The 16,899-nt window shown below is 70.3% G+C and carries 8 protein-coding genes and 1 pseudogene; 5 read left to right on the top strand and 4 right to left on the bottom strand.

The genetic code is table 11. The features are described 5' to 3' along the window. Positions 1 to 31: 31 nt before the first annotated feature. The 3 genes and pseudogenes from ACAG20_RS18675 to ACAG20_RS18665 all read right to left on the bottom strand — a co-directional run bounded on the left by ACAG20_RS18675 (position 32) and on the right by ACAG20_RS18665 (position 7,901). Positions 32 to 6,118 (bottom strand): beta strand repeat-containing protein, encoded by a 6,087-nt coding sequence (locus tag ACAG20_RS18675; protein ID WP_370493635.1) that lies wholly within the window; start codon positions 6,116 to 6,118, stop codon positions 32 to 34. A gap of 948 nt (positions 6,119 to 7,066) precedes the next feature. Then, positions 7,067 to 7,251: pseudogene (locus ACAG20_RS18670) on the bottom strand (VapC toxin family PIN domain ribonuclease); the annotation flags it as partial. 89 nt (positions 7,252 to 7,340) lie between these two features. Beyond that, positions 7,341 to 7,901 (bottom strand): hypothetical protein, encoded by a 561-nt coding sequence (locus ACAG20_RS18665; protein WP_234825742.1) that lies wholly within the window; start codon positions 7,899 to 7,901, stop codon positions 7,341 to 7,343. Positions 7,902 to 7,979: 78 nt separating this feature from the next. Between ACAG20_RS18665 and ACAG20_RS18660 the strand changes: the two genes are divergently transcribed. The 3 genes from ACAG20_RS18660 (at position 7,980) to ACAG20_RS18650 (ending at position 12,279) form a co-directional block, all read left to right on the top strand. Then, positions 7,980 to 9,374, top strand: coding sequence for an FAD-binding protein (locus ACAG20_RS18660; RefSeq protein ID WP_370493634.1), 1,395 nt, complete (start codon positions 7,980 to 7,982; stop codon positions 9,372 to 9,374). After that, entirely contained in the window at positions 9,375 to 10,139 is a 765-nt protein-coding gene (locus tag ACAG20_RS18655) for a decaprenylphospho-beta-D-erythro-pentofuranosid-2-ulose 2-reductase (RefSeq protein ID WP_370493633.1), read from the top strand. Between the two features lie 181 nt (positions 10,140 to 10,320). After that, complete coding sequence (locus ACAG20_RS18650) at positions 10,321 to 12,279, top strand: galactan 5-O-arabinofuranosyltransferase (protein ID WP_370493663.1); 1,959 nt, start codon at positions 10,321 to 10,323, stop codon at positions 12,277 to 12,279. A gap of 7 nt (positions 12,280 to 12,286) precedes the next feature. Here ACAG20_RS18650 and ACAG20_RS18645 read toward each other — a convergent pair whose 3' ends face one another. Beyond that, complete coding sequence (locus ACAG20_RS18645; RefSeq protein WP_370493632.1) at positions 12,287 to 12,952, bottom strand: alpha/beta hydrolase; 666 nt, start codon at positions 12,950 to 12,952, stop codon at positions 12,287 to 12,289. 51 nt (positions 12,953 to 13,003) lie between these two features. Between ACAG20_RS18645 and ACAG20_RS18640 the strand changes: the two genes are divergently transcribed. Beyond that, positions 13,004 to 16,225, top strand: coding sequence for an arabinosyltransferase domain-containing protein (locus ACAG20_RS18640; protein ID WP_370493662.1), 3,222 nt, complete (start codon positions 13,004 to 13,006; stop codon positions 16,223 to 16,225). Between the two features lie 238 nt (positions 16,226 to 16,463). After that, positions 16,464 to 16,781 carry a hypothetical protein gene (locus ACAG20_RS18635; protein WP_370493631.1) on the top strand — a complete coding sequence of 106 codons (318 nt, stop codon included), beginning with the start codon at positions 16,464 to 16,466 and terminating at the stop codon, positions 16,779 to 16,781. The last annotated feature ends 118 nt before the right edge of the window (positions 16,782 to 16,899 follow it).

The raw sequence follows: 16,899 nt of genomic DNA, 5'->3' as shown, positions 1-16,899 counted from the left end.
GCTGGCACCGCCAGTGCCGGGCCGTCCGACCTTATGGGCTCGGCGGGTTGTTCACACCGTCATGCCCGATGGCCGGGGAATCGTGGTTCTGGCCCGGAACGGTATAGATATCGCCTTCCGTGGGTCCACCCGCATGATTGCCATCCGGTGCCGTTTGACCGTTCGAGCCGTTGCCGCCGTTGCCACCTTGTGCCACAGCGTTGTCCGGGATCGGAGTCCCTCCAGGTCCGGCGCCGATGTTCCCGTCCGCGCCTGGGGCGCCGACGCTGTTGTTACCGGTGCCGGTACCGCCATTTCCTCCCGTTGAGGTTCCGCTGGCGGTTGCGGGCCCGGTGACTCCATTGACATTGCTGAACGCGTTGACCCGCCCGTAGGCGCCCTTGCCGCCGCTACCGCCATCGAGGCCGTCGCCGCCCTTGCCGCCGTGGGAGGTGCCGTTAACCACCGCCTGGTCGCCACCGGTGTTGACCGAGGCTCCGCCACCATTTCCGCCATGACCGCCGCCAGTAGCGGCCCCACCGTTACCGCCGGTTGCGTCACCGGTGGTGTCGCCACCGCCGCCGCCCGCGTTCGGTCCGAAGAAGTAGGTGATCTTCCCCGCGGTGACATCGGCGCCCCCGCCGTTACCGCCGAGGCTGCCGGCGTCGGTGCCGCTGCCGGCGTTACCGCCGGTAGCGCTGCCCGTGACAGTGCCACCCGGGGCGTCCTCGCCGGCGGTCATCTCTGCCCAACCGCCGGTGCCGCCCTGGCCGCCGTCTATACCGGCGCCGCCGATACCACCCTTGACGGTGCCGTCATGCACGTCGCCGCCGTTAGAGTTCGCGGTGGCGGTACCGCCATTGCCGCCGATGCCGCCGTTGGTGCCGCCGGCCCCGCCGAGGCCGCCGGTGGCTTCGGTGTCGGTGATGGTGCCGCCGCTGGCGGTGTTGAGGCTCGCCTCGCCACCGTCGCCACCCTTGCCGCCCGCCGATGTTGCGTCACCGGCACCGCCAGTTCCGCCGGCCCCACCGGTCACCTCGCTGTCCGTGATGGTGTCAGCTGCCCCGTAGCCGTTCACGCCTGACTTGCCGCCCGCACCTCCGGCACCGCCATCGTGGCCACTACCGGCACCGCCGGCGCCGCCAGCGCCACCCGCACCGCCGGTGGAGCTGTTGTCGGTTCCCACCCACAGTTGCGCGTTGCCGCCGTCACCGCCGGCTCCGCCGAGCGCGCCCCCGGTGCCACCGTTGCCGCCCACCCCGCCGGCACCGCCGGTTGAGGTGCCGCCCACGAGGTTGAGGGAGGCATCCGCGTAACCGTAGCCGCCGTTGCCGCCGTGGCCGTTGCCGATACCTGTGCCGCTGTTGCCGCCCGCGCCGCCGATGGCGGTGCTGCCGGTCGTGGTGGTGCCGTACTGGCCGATGACGAAGCCTCGTCCGCCATCACCGCCGGTGCCGCCGTCGTAACCGGCGCCGCCAGCCCCGCCCGTGCCCGTGCCGTTGATGGCGACACCGCCGCTGGGGCTACCGCCCGTGCCGGCGCCGACGATGCCTGCGCCGCCGGCCCCGCCGTGGCCACTAGTGCTGCCTGCGCCGCCTACCCCGCCGGTGGCGACACCGCTAGCAGTGGCGATGTCGTGGCCAGAGCCTGTCGAAGCAACGACGTAGGCGTTGCCGCCGTCGCCTCCGGTACTGAGGTTCCCGGTGCCGCTGCCGCCGGCGCCGCCGGTGGCGCTGCCGTCGGCAGAGCCTTCGGTGTTGCCGCCGTAGCCGCCCCACACGACACCCTTCCCACCGTCCCCACCGGTGCCGCCGGCGATGCCGTTACCGCCGCCGCCCCCGGCAGCCGTACCGGTGGCGGTGCTGGTGGCGCCAGAGGCTTCCAGAAGGCCGTCGCCGCCGGCGCCGCCGTGGCCGCCGTTTCCACCGACACCGCCGTCGCCGCCGGCGCCACCCGTCACCACCCCGGCGTCAACCTTTCCGCCCAGGGTGGCCAGCGCCGATGCGTCACCACCATCGCCGCCGGTCCCGGCGTTGCCCAGGCCGGTTCCCGCTGCACCACCTGTGGCATGGGTGTCGGTGATGGTGCTATCGCTGCCGGTGGCGTTGACCGTCGCCGAGCCGCCCGCTGCGGAGTCGCTACCGGCCACGCCGGTCGCGGAACTGTCGGTGATCGTGCCGCCGTTCTCGGCCTGCAGCAGACCGAACCCGCCGGCCCCGCCGTCGCCGGCGTTGCCACCCGTCGCGGAGCTGCCGGTCACCACGCTGTTGTCATCACCGAGCTTGCCGGCGGCGGTCACCTTGGCCAGGCCACCGGCCTGGTCGCCGACGCTGTTGCCGGCGGTGGCGGTGCTGTCCTTCACGGTGCCACCGACATTGGTGGCCTGCTGGCCCTCGTTGCCGGTTTCGACGCTGGCCCGTCCACCGGTAGCGCCGTTGACTCCGTCGGCGCCGTCGCCGCCGTTACCGCTGTTGGCGGTGCCGTTGACGATCACGCCGCCGGTCGAGTTGGTCTCGACACGGGCCTGGCCGCCAGCCCCGCCAGTGGCGTCGTTACCGGCGCCACCGTTACCGGCGTTCGCCGTACCGTCGGCGCTGCTGTTGACGCCCATGGCCCGGACCCAGCCCAGGCCACCGTTGCCGCCCTGGCCGCCGTCGGAGCCCGCACCGGCATTGCCACCGTTGCCGGCACCCGTGGCGGTCGCGCCGTCGTTGAGCGCCGCGACTGCACCGGTGCCGCCGTTGCCGCCGACACCGCCGTCACCAGCACCACCGACACCACCGGTCGCGGTTCCGAAGGCGTTGGCCCCGGCTCCGCCGGCGAGAATGCCGCCGTAGCCGCCGACGCCGCCGGTGCCGCCGTTGCTGGCGTTACCACCGGTGTTGCCCTGCGCGACACCGTGGGCGGTACCCCCACCGCTGCCGCCGTAGCCGTGCTGGGTGTAGCCGCTGTTGATACCGGCGTCACCGCCGGCGCCTCCGGTACTGGCGCCGGTGTTGCTTGAGCCCGTGCCGGTACCCCCGGCACCACCGGTGGCCTGACCGTATGAGACGCCGCCCGCGCCGGCAGTCAGGCTGCCGGCACCACCGGCGCCGCCCTGGCCGCCGTCGACGCCGGCACCACCGACCCCACCGGTGGCGGTGCTGTTTGTGCCCGTCGGGGTGTCGCCAGTGACTGTGCCGTTGTTCGCGGTAATGACACCGGCGCCACCGTCACCGCCGGTGCCGCCGTTGGTGCCGGCACCGCCGGTGTTGCCCACGGCGTCGGCGTAACTGATTGAACCACCGTTCCCGGCCTGGATAATCGCCGCACCGCCGTCGCCGCCGATGCCGCCCTTGGCATCCCCCGTGCCGGCGTTGCCGCCGGTGGCGCTGCTGTGCGCGATGCTGGTGCCGGCGCCGTCGGCCGCAATGCCGGCGCTACCGCCGGTGGAACCGTTGCTGCCCACCGCGCTGGTGCTACCGGCAGCACCCGCGCTGCCGTCTCCACCGACGGCGATGTTGTCGGTGACGGTGCCGCCGTTGATGCCGATGATCAAGGCACCGCCGCCGCCGCCACCGCCGCCGCCGCCCTGGCCGGCGGTCGTACCGTCAGCGTCTGCGCCGGCCCCGCCGGCTCCGCCGTGCCCGCCGGTCGCACCGTCACCGATGGCGCCACCGTCAGCACCGGCACCACCACTGCCACCATTGCCGGCGGTGCCCTGACCACCGGTGGCCACCGCGCCACCGTTACCACCGGCACCACCGTGACCACCGGTGAAGCTACCGGCGCCACCGTCACCACCGGTGCCACCGTTGCCGGCAGTGCCGTCGGTGGTCGCGCCACCGGTACCACCGGTGCCACCCGAGCCACCGGTGCTCAGAACCACGTGCGTCAGGTCGTCACCGACTGGTGCACCTGCTCCACCGTCGCCGCCATCACCACCGGCACCGGCCTGACCGTCCTCGGAGCTGCCGCCGACCCCACCGTTGCCGCCGTGGCCACCGGCCAACGTGCCGTAAGCACCGATGTTGCCCTTACCGGTGGTGTCACCGCCGACACCACCGTTACCGCCCTGGCCGCCGGTGTCGCTGCCGGTCGCGTTGGCACCGGCACCACCCTGGCCGCCGTAACCGCCGTGACCGGAGCCCTCACCACCGGCACCACCGGTGCCGCCGTTGCCGCCGATGCCGTCGTCGCCGACCGCGCCACCGGTACCACCCTGGCCACCGGTACCGCCGTAGACACCCTTACCACCAACACCACCGTCACCACCGGTGCCGGCGTGGTTGCCCGTGCCGCCGGTACCACCGACGCCACCGGAACCACCCACACCCTCGGCGTCGGGGTGCGCCGGGCTCAGACCGTTGCCGAGGAAGTCACCGTCAGCGTCCTTGGCGGCGTCGCCACCGGTGCCACCGGTGCCACCATTGCCACCGTCACCGCGCGCGGCGTGGGTGGTGCCATCGGCTTCGAGGCCGCCCTGGCCGCCGTCACCACCGTTACCGCCCGCGCCGCCCGCGCCGCCGTTGCCGTTGCCACCGTTTGTGCCGATAACCCCGGCCGTCCCGGCAGCACCGGTCGCGCCGTCACCGCCGTTGCCACCCACACCGGCCGCGCCGGCCGCCGCGTAGGAGCCGTCGACCTCTAGGCCGCCCTTGCCGGCGTTGCCGCCGACACCACCGTTGCCACCGTTGGCGCCGGCCACCGCAGTCGGGTCGGTGGCGGCGTCATAGCCCTGGCCACCGGTACCACCATTGCCGCCCTTACCGGCATGGCCATTGGCGCCGTCGGCGGCGTGGTTGCCGCCCCCGGAGTCACCACCGGCGCCGCCCTTACCGGCGTTACCACCAGTGCCACCGTTGCCACCGGTCCCGCCAGTCGGGTTGGCCGCCGTGCCGGCCTTGCCAACATCCCCATTCGCGCCGTCGGTGCCGCTACCACCGGCGCCACCGACACCACCGACACCGTGCTGGCCGTCGGTGGAACCCTCACCGCCGGCGCCACCGGCACCGCCGGCACCACCATTGCCACCGGAGGTACCCGCCGCAGCGTCCTCATCGGAGGCCGCGTCGTAGCCGGCACCACCAACACCACCTTCGCCACCGTTACCGCCCGCGCCCTGAGCACCGGCCGCACCCGCGGCACCCGAGTTGGCGAACCAACCACCAGCACCACCGGCACCGGCCTTACCCGCAAGACCGCCGGCACCGCCTTCGCCACCGTCACCACCGGCCGTGCCATCCGGGTGGGCCGCATCGCCGGCAGTGCCCGCCGCGCCGTCGCCACCGACACCACCGGTGCCACCGTCACCGGCCGCACCGCCCTTGCCGCCGGCGCCGAAGAACATCGAGCCCTTACCGCCGGCACCACCGTTACCACCGGTGCCACCGGCCTTACCCGCGGTGCCGTTGCCGTCATTGCCGTTGGCGAAGTTGCCCGCGGTCCCGGCCGCACCGACCGCACCAGCGCCACCATCACCACCAGCACCGGCGGTGCTGAACATGCCCCACAGTGCGGCATCGCCACCAGCACCACCATTGCCGCCGGCATCGCCACCGGCACCACCGTCGCCACCGGCGCTGAACCAAGAGAACAACCCAGCAGCACCACCATCGCCACCATCGCCGGCACCGAAGCCATCACCACCGGCACCACCGTCACCACCGAACAGACCGGCCTGACCACCGTTACCACCGTCATTGGGGTCGACGCCGGCGGCGGTGCCACTGCCGTCGGAATCCCAGCCCGCGCCCCCGTTGCCGAAGATCCACCCACCAGCGCCACCGTCGGGGTGGTCGGGCGTGCCGGGCGCTCCATTCCCGAACGGCATCAGCCAGTTGATGTCACCCCAGTTGAACGAAGCTGCCGCAGAACCGGCCAGGGTGGCGTCAGCGGCGCCCCCAACGGCGTTCATATCCAGATCGGCCAGCACCGCATCCCAGGTGGACTGACTGCCCAGCCCGTCAAAGAACGCCGTCCAGCTGGCGGGATCGAACACCGCCTCCCAGGCAGCCTGATCCCCCAGATTGGCACCCAGGCCGACGACGGCATCACCCAGGCCCTGCCCCAACAGGTCGACCAACAGGTCATCGAAGTCGGCCTGCGCCGACGGCGCAGCTACTAACGGGGCCATCCCGAACGCAAGGAACGCGCCCACCGCGCTCCCAGCCCCGATCACCCGGTTACTGCGACGACTTTTGGACACGGTTTGACGGCGACGAGACATGACGGATTCCCCTTAACTTGCTTATAAAGGCGGCGTAACAAGCCCTGTGGAAAGGTAGGTTAATCCTTATTCTTACCGCGTCAACCCCGGTGTAGAAATCCGGAATGAAGCCGGTTACCGGACCGTAAGTGCCTTTGACCTGCGGACATGGTTCCCAGGAAGCTGATCTACGGCTCAGAACTGGTGAGAACCCTCCAAAATTCTCAGGAAAAGACGCCATGTTGCTTCCTCCTGCGCCGGCCACCTCGGCACGTCGCGAGCGCCGAAAAGAGCAGGTCACCGGTCATTTATCCGCCTCTTGCAAGGGGGATCGCCGCGCCCGAAGCAGGTTCACGAGCCGCCGCCCAGGCCTTCGAAGAATGTGCAGACGCGTTAATTAAATAATTGACTGCACAGTCAATTTATAGCACTTAGTCGGGTTAGTAAGTACACCACAGGTGAACCGATTATTCGCGCACTCTGCGCGCGTAACAGCAAGCGATTCCCCGCTGCCAGGACCTCCCGGCCGGTTGTTTTCATAAGCTAACTGTTTCGAATCCATCCCGGCATTTACTTCTGCCAGAACTGCCCCTTACCCGCGATAAGCAACCATATTGACTGCCCTCCACACCCCTGGCTGGTAAAAAACTGCACGTCAAGCCACTGCCGACTCAGGCCGGCCTCGCGAGCCGCACCCAGTGGGGCCGCCTGCCGCGTTGACGGGTTCCCGTCTGACTTCGGAGACCGTCGCAGTCGTCGCTTTGCCGGCTTGTTCCGAAACCCTCATCCTCGTCACCGGACAACGCCCTTGGAGTGGCCCCCGCCACAACTCCGCGGTAGTCGAAACACTCGGACTGCTGTCCACAGAAAATCCGCCACTCTGGGGGCCGGCGCGGACACTCAGCTCTCAGACTTGCAATCCGGCCGCACCTCGCTGATCCGACGGTAGGCGCGGTTGTGAGGCACCACGCCGACACCGTGGTGCAGCAGCGCAGTCCCGGCGATGAACAAGTCGGGCCGCGGCGTCGATGCCACATGCCCTGGTGATGAGCCAGGTCGCGCTGCAGGCGGCGGACCCGATCGAATCGCATCGCTGCGACAGCAGCTCTCAACAAAGTGAGTGGGCCGGGCGACGTCCCAGACGTCGCCCGGCCCACGTGCAGATCGGAAGGAGTTACTCCGGCTGGCAGAGGTTGTCGAGCACGTCGATCTGACCGCGCAGCTGGTCGCGCAGGGGCTGCTGCACCGAGTCGTCCGGCGAGTGCCCGGCCAGGTAGTTGATGCTCAGCGCCTCCAGCGTGTCGGCCATGTCGCCGACGGCCTTGGACAGGTCATCCGGGGTGGCCGGATTGGCCTCCAGGCGCTGGTGCAGGAACGCACCGCCGGCGAACAGCGACAGCCGGGCGTTGGTGCCGACCGCCAGGTCACCGGCCAGGTCGCCGGGCACCGGGTTCTGCAGGTTGGTGTTGAACTGGGTGCCTTGGCGCACCACGGCCTGCGCGGCGCAGATCTTGCCCTTGGCTTCCTGGCGCTGATCGCCGGAGAACTTCTGGCCCGTTGACGGGTAGAACCAGCCGAAGACGGCCAACACGATGGCGAGCACCGACAACGCGAGAGCGGCGATCGTGGGCACCGACAGGCCCTGGGATGAAGTGGAAGATTTCGGAAAACCCGCGGTCTTGGGCTTGGCGGGCTTGGCCGAAGAGGCGGAATCTGTGGGGGGAGTCTCAGGCATTGCGCGATCGTAACGGTAGTCATCCGATTAGTCACGCGGAACCGGTTTGCGGGCGCGTTGGCGGTACCCTCATCTGCGATGTTGAGCACCGAGTTGCAGACGACCACGCGGCGGCTGACGGGTTGGGGCCGCACCGCGCCGAGCGTGGCGCAGGTGCTGTCCACCCCGGACGTCGAGATCATCGCCAAAGCCGTGGCGCGCGCATCCGATCACGGATCCCTCGCAAACCGGCGCGGCGTGATCGCCCGCGGCCTGGGCCGCTCCTACGGCGACAACGCCCAGAACGGCGGCGGCCTGGTCGTCGACATGACCGCGCTGAACCGGATCCACTCGATCTCCGCCGATGACGGCGTCGTCGACGTCGACGGCGGCGTCAGCCTGGACCAGTTGATGAAGGCCGCCTTGCCGTTCGGCCTGTGGGTACCGGTGCTGCCGGGCACCCGCCAGGTCACCATCGGCGGCGCGATCGCCTGCGACATCCACGGCAAGAATCACCACAGTGAGGGCAGTTTCGGCAACCATGTGGTGTCCATGGAGTTGCTGACCGCCGACGGTTCCGTGCGGCATCTGACTCCGGACGGCCCCGAGTCCGAGTTGTTCTGGGCCACCGTCGGCGGCAACGGGCTGACCGGGATCATCGTGCGCGCCGTCATCGCGATGACCCCCACCGAAACCGCGTACTTCATCAACGACGGCGACAACACCACCACTCTTGAAGAGACCATCGCCTTCCACAGCGACGGCAGCGAGGCCGACTACACCTACTCCTCGGCATGGTTCGACGCCGTCAGCGCACCGCCGAAGCTCGGCCGGGCGGCGATCACCCGGGGCCGGTTGGCGCGGCGCGACGAGCTGCCCAAGAAGCTGGCCCGCGACCCACTGAAATTCGACGCGCCGCAGCTGATGACGGTGCCCGACATCTTCCCGAACGGGCTGATGAACAAGCTGTCGGCCAGCGTGATCGGCGAGCTGTACTACCGGCGCGGCGGGCACTACCGGGGCAAGGTGCAGAACCTGACGCAGTTCTACCACCCGCTGGACCTGCTGGGGGAATGGAATCGGGCCTACGGCACGGCGGGTTTCGCCCAGTACCAGTTCCTGGTTCCCACCGAGGCGGTCGAGGAGTTCAAGGCGATCATCCGCGACATCCAGGCCAGCGGGCACTCGTCGGCGCTGAACGTGTTCAAACTGTTCGGACCCGGCAACCAGGCGCCGCTGAGCTTCCCGATGGCCGGCTGGAACGTCGCCATGGACTTCCCGATGCGGCCCGGGGTCGATGAGTTCCTCAACGGGCTGGACCGCCGGGTGATGGAGTTCGGCGGCCGGCTCTACACCGCCAAGGATTCCCGCACCACCGCGGAGAATTTCCACGCCATGTACCCGCGCATCGACGAGTGGATTGCGGTGCGCCGCAAGGTCGATCCCGACGGGGTCTTCGCCTCCGACATGGCCCGACGTTTGGAGCTGCTCTAGATGGTGCTTGACGCCACCGGAAATCCCCAGTCCATCCTGCTGCTCGGCGGTACGTCCGAGATCGGGCTGGCGATCTGCGCGCGCTACCTGCGCCACGCCTCGGCGAAGGTGGTCCTGGCCTGCCTGCCGGGCGATCCCGGCCGCGACGACGCCGTGGCCGCGATGGAGGCCGCCGGCGCCAAGTCGGTGCGGGTGATCGACTTCGACGCCCTCGACACCGCGAGCCACCCGGCGATGATCGAGTCGGCCTTCAGCGACGGAGATATCGACGTCGCCATCGTGGCGTTCGGCATGGACGCCGATGCCGAGGAGCTCTGGCACAACCAGGCCAAGGCCGTGCAGGTCGCCGGGGTCAACTACACCGCAGCGGTTTCGGTCGGGGTATTGCTGGCGAACAAGATGAGCGCCCAGGGCTTCGGGCAGATCATCGCGATGAGCTCGGTGGCCGGCGAGCGGGTGCGCCGCACCAACTTCGTCTACGGCTCCACCAAGGCCGGGCTCGACGGTTTCTACCTCGGCCTGGGCGAGGCGCTGCGCGACGACGGGGTTCGGGTGCTGGTGATCCGGCCCGGCCAGGTGCGCACCCGGTTCTCCGCGCACGTCAAGGAAGCGCCGCTGACGGTCGACAAGGAAGACGTCGCCGAGCTGGCCGTCACCGCGGCCGCCAAGGGCAAGGAAATCGTCTGGGCGCCAGGGGCATTCCGCTACGTCATGATGGTGCTGCGCCACGTCCCGCGGGCGATCTTCCGCCGACTGCCCATCTAGCCGATGAGCCGCGCCGGTCTCGTGCGTCACACACGTCACGCGGGGGAAGGTTTCGGTGAGTTGCCCACCTTCGAGCGACAACGGTTGTCGCTCAGAGGCGGGCAATCGACCTATATCTCTCTCCGGGTGACAGTTGGGACTGGTGGTGGCCGTGCGTAATGCGCTGAACACGGTGGCCCAGATGATCCTGGCCGGCCTCATCGCCGTCGTCGTCGCCGTGGTCGCCCTGGTGGCGATCGCCCGGGTCGAGTGGCCGGCGTACCCGTCGTCGAACCAACTGCACGCGCTGACCACCGTCGGGCAGGTCGGTTGCCTGGCCGGGTTGACCGGCGCCGGCTTGCTATGGCGACGGGGCCGGCGGGCCCTGGCGTGGCTGGCGGCGGTCGTGTTCACCAGCGCCTTCTCGGTGGTGACGCTGGCGATGCCGCTGGGCGCCACCAAGCTGTATCTGTTCGGGATCTCAGTGGACCAGCAGTTCCGCACCGAATACCTGACCCGGATGACCGACAGTCCCGCGCTTGCCGATATGACCTACCTGGGCCTGCCGTCGTTCTATCCGCCGGGCTGGTTCTGGCTGGGCGGCCGGGCCGCGGCGCTGACCGGGATCCCGGGCTGGGAGATGTACAAGCCGTGGGCGATCACCTCGATGGCCGTGGCGGTCGCGGTCGCGCTGGTGCTGTGGAACAAGCTGATCCGCTTCGAGTACGCGCTGATCGCCACCATCGCCGGCGCCGCGGTGACGCTGGCCTACAGCTCCCCGGAGCCCTATGCGGCGATGATCACCGTGTTGCTGCCGCCGGTGCTGATCCTGGCCTGGTCGGGCCTGCGCGCCGGGGCCCGGCCTGGCGCCGGCTCCCCCGACGCCTCACCCGCCGAGGCGCAATCTGACGACCGACACGCCGGCGAATCCGTCGCAGGATTGCGTCTCGCGGCAAACCAGCGCCGGGGCTGGGGCGCCGGCGGGCGGACGGGCTGGGGAGCCATCGTCGGCACCGGCGTCTTCCTCGGTTTCGCCGCCACCTTCTACACCCTGCTGGTGGCCTACAGCGCGTTCACCGTGACGCTGATGGCGCTACTGCTGGCGGCATCGCGCCTCCGCGACGGCCTCAAGGCGGCGCTGAGCCCGCTGGTCCGGCTGCTGGTGATCGGTGTGGTCGCACTGGCCATCGCGGCGATCACCTGGACGCCGTACCTGCTGGCCACGCTGCATCACCCGGTCAGCGACACCGGCAGCGCCCGGCACTACCTGCCCGGTGACGGCGCCGAGTTGAGCTTCCCGATGCTGCAGTTCACCCTGCTCGGCGCACTGTGCCTGCTGGGCACCGGGTGGCTGGTGGTCAAAGCCCGCAGCTCCACTCGGGCGGGTGCGCTGGCGATCGGCGTCGTGGCCGTCTACCTGTGGTCGCTGCTGTCGATGCTGTCGACGCTCGCCCGCACCACACTGCTGAGCTTCCGGCTGCAGCCGACGCTGACGGTGCTGCTGGCCACCGCCGGGGTGTTCGGCTTCGTCGAGGGCGCCCGGGCGCTCGGTCAAGCCGGCACCGGTTGGCACCGGGTGGTGTACCCGGTGGCCACGGCCGTCGGGCTGGCCGGGGCGCTGGCGTTCACCCAGGACATCCCCGAGGTGCTGCGCCCCGACATCACCGTGGCCTACACCGACACCGACGGTCACGGCCAGCGCGGCGACCGGCGCCCGCCCGGTGCGGCGAAGTACTACGAAGCGGTTGACGCTGCCGTCACCAAGGCCACCGGCAAGGCGCGCGATGAGATCGTGGTGCTCACCGCCGACTACAGCTTCCTGTCCTTCTACCCCTACTGGGGCTTCCAGGGTCTGACGAGCCACTACGCCAACCCGCTGGCGCAGTTCTCGGCGCGGGCCGCCGCGATCGAGTCATGGTCGAAGCTGGAGACCTCGGCGCAGTTCACCCGCGCCCTCGACGACCTGCCGTGGCCGGCGCCGACGGTGTTTCTGCTGCGGCCCGGTGCCGGGGACACCTACACGTTGCGGCTGGCCAAGGACGTCTATCCCAACCACCCCAACGTGAAGCGCTACACCGTGGAACTGGATGCGGCGCTGTTCGACGGCCCGGCGTTCCAGGTGGAGAAGATCGGGCCGTTCGTGCTGGCCGTGCGGCGGTGAACCGGCGTCACCGCGGGGCCGCGATGCGCTCGGCCACCTCGGCGGCGACCGCCAACGTGCGGCGGTCGGTGGCGGCCGCATAACGGTCGGCCTCGGGGTCATAACTTGCCCCGGCGATCGACCCGTGATCGGCGGACAACTCGTCGTACTCCACCGGCCACCGGTGGTGCGCCAGGGCAGCGGCGAACTCACGGCTCGCCGTCACCGGAACAACGTCGTCCGCTGTGCCGTGCAGCAACGTGATCGGGCAGCGCCGGCCGCCCGGCAGCGCCGCGACCGGCTCGGTGCCGCTGATCGGATCGGGAACCAGGAACGCGCCGGCCAGACACACCACGTGGGAGAAGCGGACGTCGAACCGGTCGGCGTGAATCGCCAGCCCGGCCGCCGCGAGGCCGCCCATCGACCACCCCACCAGGATCAGGCCGTCAGCGTCGTCGGCCCGTTCCCGCGCGAACTGCACCGAGCGCAGCAGATCTGCGCGCCCGCCGTCGTCGTGGTGGGAATTCCAGTCGGGCACCACCACGTGCACGCCGTGGGCCGCCACCAGGTCGGCGAGCGGCCGCAGCGCCGTGCGGGCGTCGGGCTGTTTGCCGTGCCACAGCAGTGCGGTTGCCCGGGAACGCTCACCGAACAAATCGGCCGACCGGCCGGGGGCGTACTCAACAGTGTCCATAGCCCAAGTCTGCCCGGCTAGACACACCACGCGGGGCCGCAAAGCACCCCGATAGCATCTAGGTCCGTGACCGATACGCGCGCCGACTTCCGGATTGCTCGGGCCGTCGCCGTCGTCGCCGGCGTACTGGGCACCCTGCTGGCGATTCTCACCCCGCTGTTGCCGGTCAACCAGACCACCGCGGAACTCAACTGGCCGCAGAACGGCGTCCTGACCAGCGTGCAAGCCCCGCTGATCAGCTACGTGGCCACCGATCTGGATATCAGCGTGCCGTGCCAGGCCGCGGCGGGCCTGACCAAAACCGACACCGTGCTGTTGTCCACGGTGCCCAAGCAGGCGCCCAAGGCCGTCGACCGCGGGCTGCTCATCGAACGCGTCAACGACGACCTGGTCCTGGTGGTGCGCAACGTACCGGTGGTGGTGGCGCCGCTGTCGCAGGTGCTCGGCCCGGACTGCCAGAAGCTGACGTTCACCGCACACGCCGACCGCGTCACCGCCGAGTTCGTCGGCCTCAAGCACGGCCCCAATGCCGAGCACCCCGGCTCGCCGCTGACCGGCACCCGCAGCGGCTATGACTTCCGGCCGCAGATCGTCGGCGTCTACACCGACCTGTCCGGGCCGGCGCCGGCCGGACTGGAATTCACCGCCACCGTCGACACCCGCTTCTCCAGCGCGCCGACCCCGCTGAAGCTGGCCGCGATGCTCCTCGGGGTGGCGCTGACGGTCATCGCGCTGATCGCCCTGCACGTGCTGGACACCGCCGACGGCACCCGGCACCGCCGGTTCCTGCCGGCCCGCTGGTGGTCGATGTCGCCGCTGGACACGCTGGTCACCCTGGTACTGGTGTGGTGGCACTTCGTCGGAGCCAACACCAGCGACGACGGCTACATCCTGACCATGGCGCGCATCTCCGAGCACGCCGGCTACATGGCCAACTTCTACCGCTGGTTCGGCACCCCGGAGGCGCCGTTCGGCTGGTACTACGACCTGCTCGCGGTGTGGGCGCACGTGTCCACCTCCAGCATCTGGATGCGACTGCCCACCCTGGCCATGGCACTGGCCTGCTGGTGGCTGATCAGCCGTGAGGTGATCCCCCGGCTGGGGCATGCCGTCAAACACAGCACCGCGGCGGCCTGGACCGCGGCCGGCATGTTCCTGGCGTTCTGGCTGCCGCTGAACAACGGATTGCGCCCGGAGCCGATCATCGCGCTGGGCATCCTGGCGACCTGGTGCTCGGTGGAACGGGCGGTGGCCACCAGCCGGCTGCTGCCATTGGCGGTCGCCTGCATCATCGGCGCGCTGACGCTGTTCTCCGGGCCGACCGGGATCGCCTCCATCGGTGCTTTGTTGGTGGCGATCGGGCCGCTGCGCACCATCTTGCACCGGCGCTCGGCGCAGTTCGGGCTGGCGCCGCTGCTGGCGCCCATCGCCGCCGCGATCAGCATCACCGCGATCGTGATCTTCCGCGACCAGACGCTGGCCGGCGAGATCGAGGCCAGCACGCTGAAGTCCGCGGTCGGCCCCAGCCTGGCCTGGTTCGAGGAGCACGTCCGCTACGAGCGGCTGTTCCTGGCGACCCCGGACGGTTCGGTGGCCCGGCGGTTCCCGGTGCTGGCGCTCGGCGTCGCGCTGGCGGTGAGCGTGGCGATGGCGTTGCGCAAGGGCCGGATTCCCGGCACCGCGGCCGGGCCGAGCCGGCGCATCATCGGGATCACCATCATCTCGTTCATCGCGATGATGTTCACCCCCACCAAGTGGACGCATCACTTCGGCGTGTTCGCCGGGCTGGCCGGTTCGCTGGGCGCGCTGGCCGCGGTCGCGGTGGGCGCCGCGGCGATGCACTCGCGGCGCAACCGGACGCTGTTCACCGCGCTGGTGCTCTTCATCACCGCACTGTCGTTCGCCAGCGTCAACGGCTGGTGGTACGTCTCCAACTTCGGGGTGCCGTGGTCGAACGCGTTCCCCAAGTGGCATCTGGCGTTCGCCACCATGGGGGTGGGGCTGACCGTGCTGGCGCTGCTGGTGGCGGCCTGGTTCCACTTCTTCAACGGCGAGGATCGCCCGCCGCGTTTCACGGCGCTGTCCGGCTACCCGCTGGCGATCGCCTGCTGGGTGCTGGTCGTCTTCCAGGTGGTGTCGCTGACGGTGTCGATGCTCGGCCAGTACCCGGCGTGGACGGTGGGCCGGTCCAACCTGGCTGCCATTCCCGTGCTGGGCACCGGCAACACGTGCGGGCTGGCCGATGACGTACTGGTGGAGCAGGACCCCAACGCCGGGATGCTCGAGCCGGTCGACACGCCGGTCGCCGAAGCACTGGGTGCGACGTTCTCGGCCGGGTTCGCGCCCAACGGGATTCCCGCCGACGTCTCCGCCGACCAGGTGATCGGGCCGCCTGGGTTGGGCCGGCTGGCCGACGACGACGCGCAGACCGGCGCCGAGAGCAGCGGTGAAGCCGGTACCGAGGGTGGCACCACCGCCCGCGAGGGCATCAATGGCTCACGGGCCCGGCTGCCCTACAAGCTGGACCCGGCCCGGGTCCCGGTGCTGGGCAGCTGGCGTCCCGGGGTACAGGTGCCCGCCCAACTGCGCTCGGCCTGGTACCGGCTGCCCGCCGACCGGGCCGAGGCCGGACCGCTGCTGGTGGTGGCGGCCGCCGGCCGGTTCGACCGGGACGAGGTGACCGCGCAGTGGGCCACCGAGGCCGGCGCCGCCAGCGACAAGCCGGGCGGCACCGTGCAGTTCGGGGACATCGGTGCGGTCCCGGCGTGGCGCAACCTGCGTGCGCCGATGTCATCGATCCCCGCCGAGGCCACCCGGATCCGGTTGGTGGTCCGCGACGACGACCTGGCGCCCCAGCACTGGATCGCGGTGACGCCGCCGCGCGTCCCGCAGCTGCGCAGCCTGCAGGAGGTGGTCGGGTCGTCGGACCCGGTGCTGCTGGACTGGCTGGTGGGCCTGGCGTTCCCGTGTCAGCGGCCGTTCGGCCACCAGAACGGGGTGACCGAGGTGCCCAAGTGGCGGATCCTGCCGGACCGGTTCGGCGCCGAGGCGAACTCGCCGGTGATGGACAACAACGGCGGTGGCCCGCTGGGCATCACCGAGCTGTTGGTGCGCGCGACCACCGTGCCCAGCTATCTGAACCACGACTGGTTCCGGGACTGGGGTGCGCTGCAGCAGTTGACGCCGTACTACCCGGCGGCGACGCCGGCTGAGCTGGATCTGGGCACGGCGGTCCGCTCCGGGCTGTGGAGCCCGGCGCCGCTGCGGCACTGACGCTGCGGACCCCGAGTCCCAGCTGCCGACCGCGACTCCCAGCTGCCCCAGCCGTAACCGGACATCGGGCAGGTGGTTGTTGCCCACCTCCGAGCGACAACGTGCGTTATGTCAGGCCGTGATGGCGGGTCCAGCTGGGCAGCGGCCTGTCCACACCCAGCCGCGCCGGCTCGTCATGGTGTCAGGCCCGATGGCAAGGGCCGGTCATAGTGTCAGACAGCGATGGCAGGGTCCGGTCATGACGAACGCGATCACACTGCGCGGCATCGAGCTGCGTTACGTACTGACTCACTACCTTCTCCACCACGGCCGGTGCAGCATCGCCGAACTGGCGGCCGAACTGGACTCGCGCGGCTTCGCTGTCCCCGGCCGGCCGTCGAAGGCGATCTCGGATGCGCTGCGCTGGGAGCGCGAGCGTGGTCGGGTGTACCGGCGCGGCCGCGGACTCTACGGCCCGGCGGGCATGCCGCGAAGCACCGAGTACCGGATCCACCAGCGGGTCATGGCGCTGCGCGCCCGGGCTGCCGGCCAGACCGCCGCCCGCAAGCCGACATAACGTGCGTTGTCGCTCGGATGCGGGCAACAACCACATATCTCCCGGCCGCGCGACGGGACGGGGTCCCGGCTCGGAGGCGGGCAACAACCACATATCTCCCGGCCGCGCGACGGGACGG

The organism is Mycobacterium sp. pW045, from assembly GCF_041287085.1.
Classification (GTDB): Bacteria; Actinomycetota; Actinomycetes; order Mycobacteriales; family Mycobacteriaceae; genus Mycobacterium; species Mycobacterium algericum_A.
Note: the sequence above shows the minus strand (reverse complement) of the source record. Positions and strands in the feature narration are given on the sequence as shown.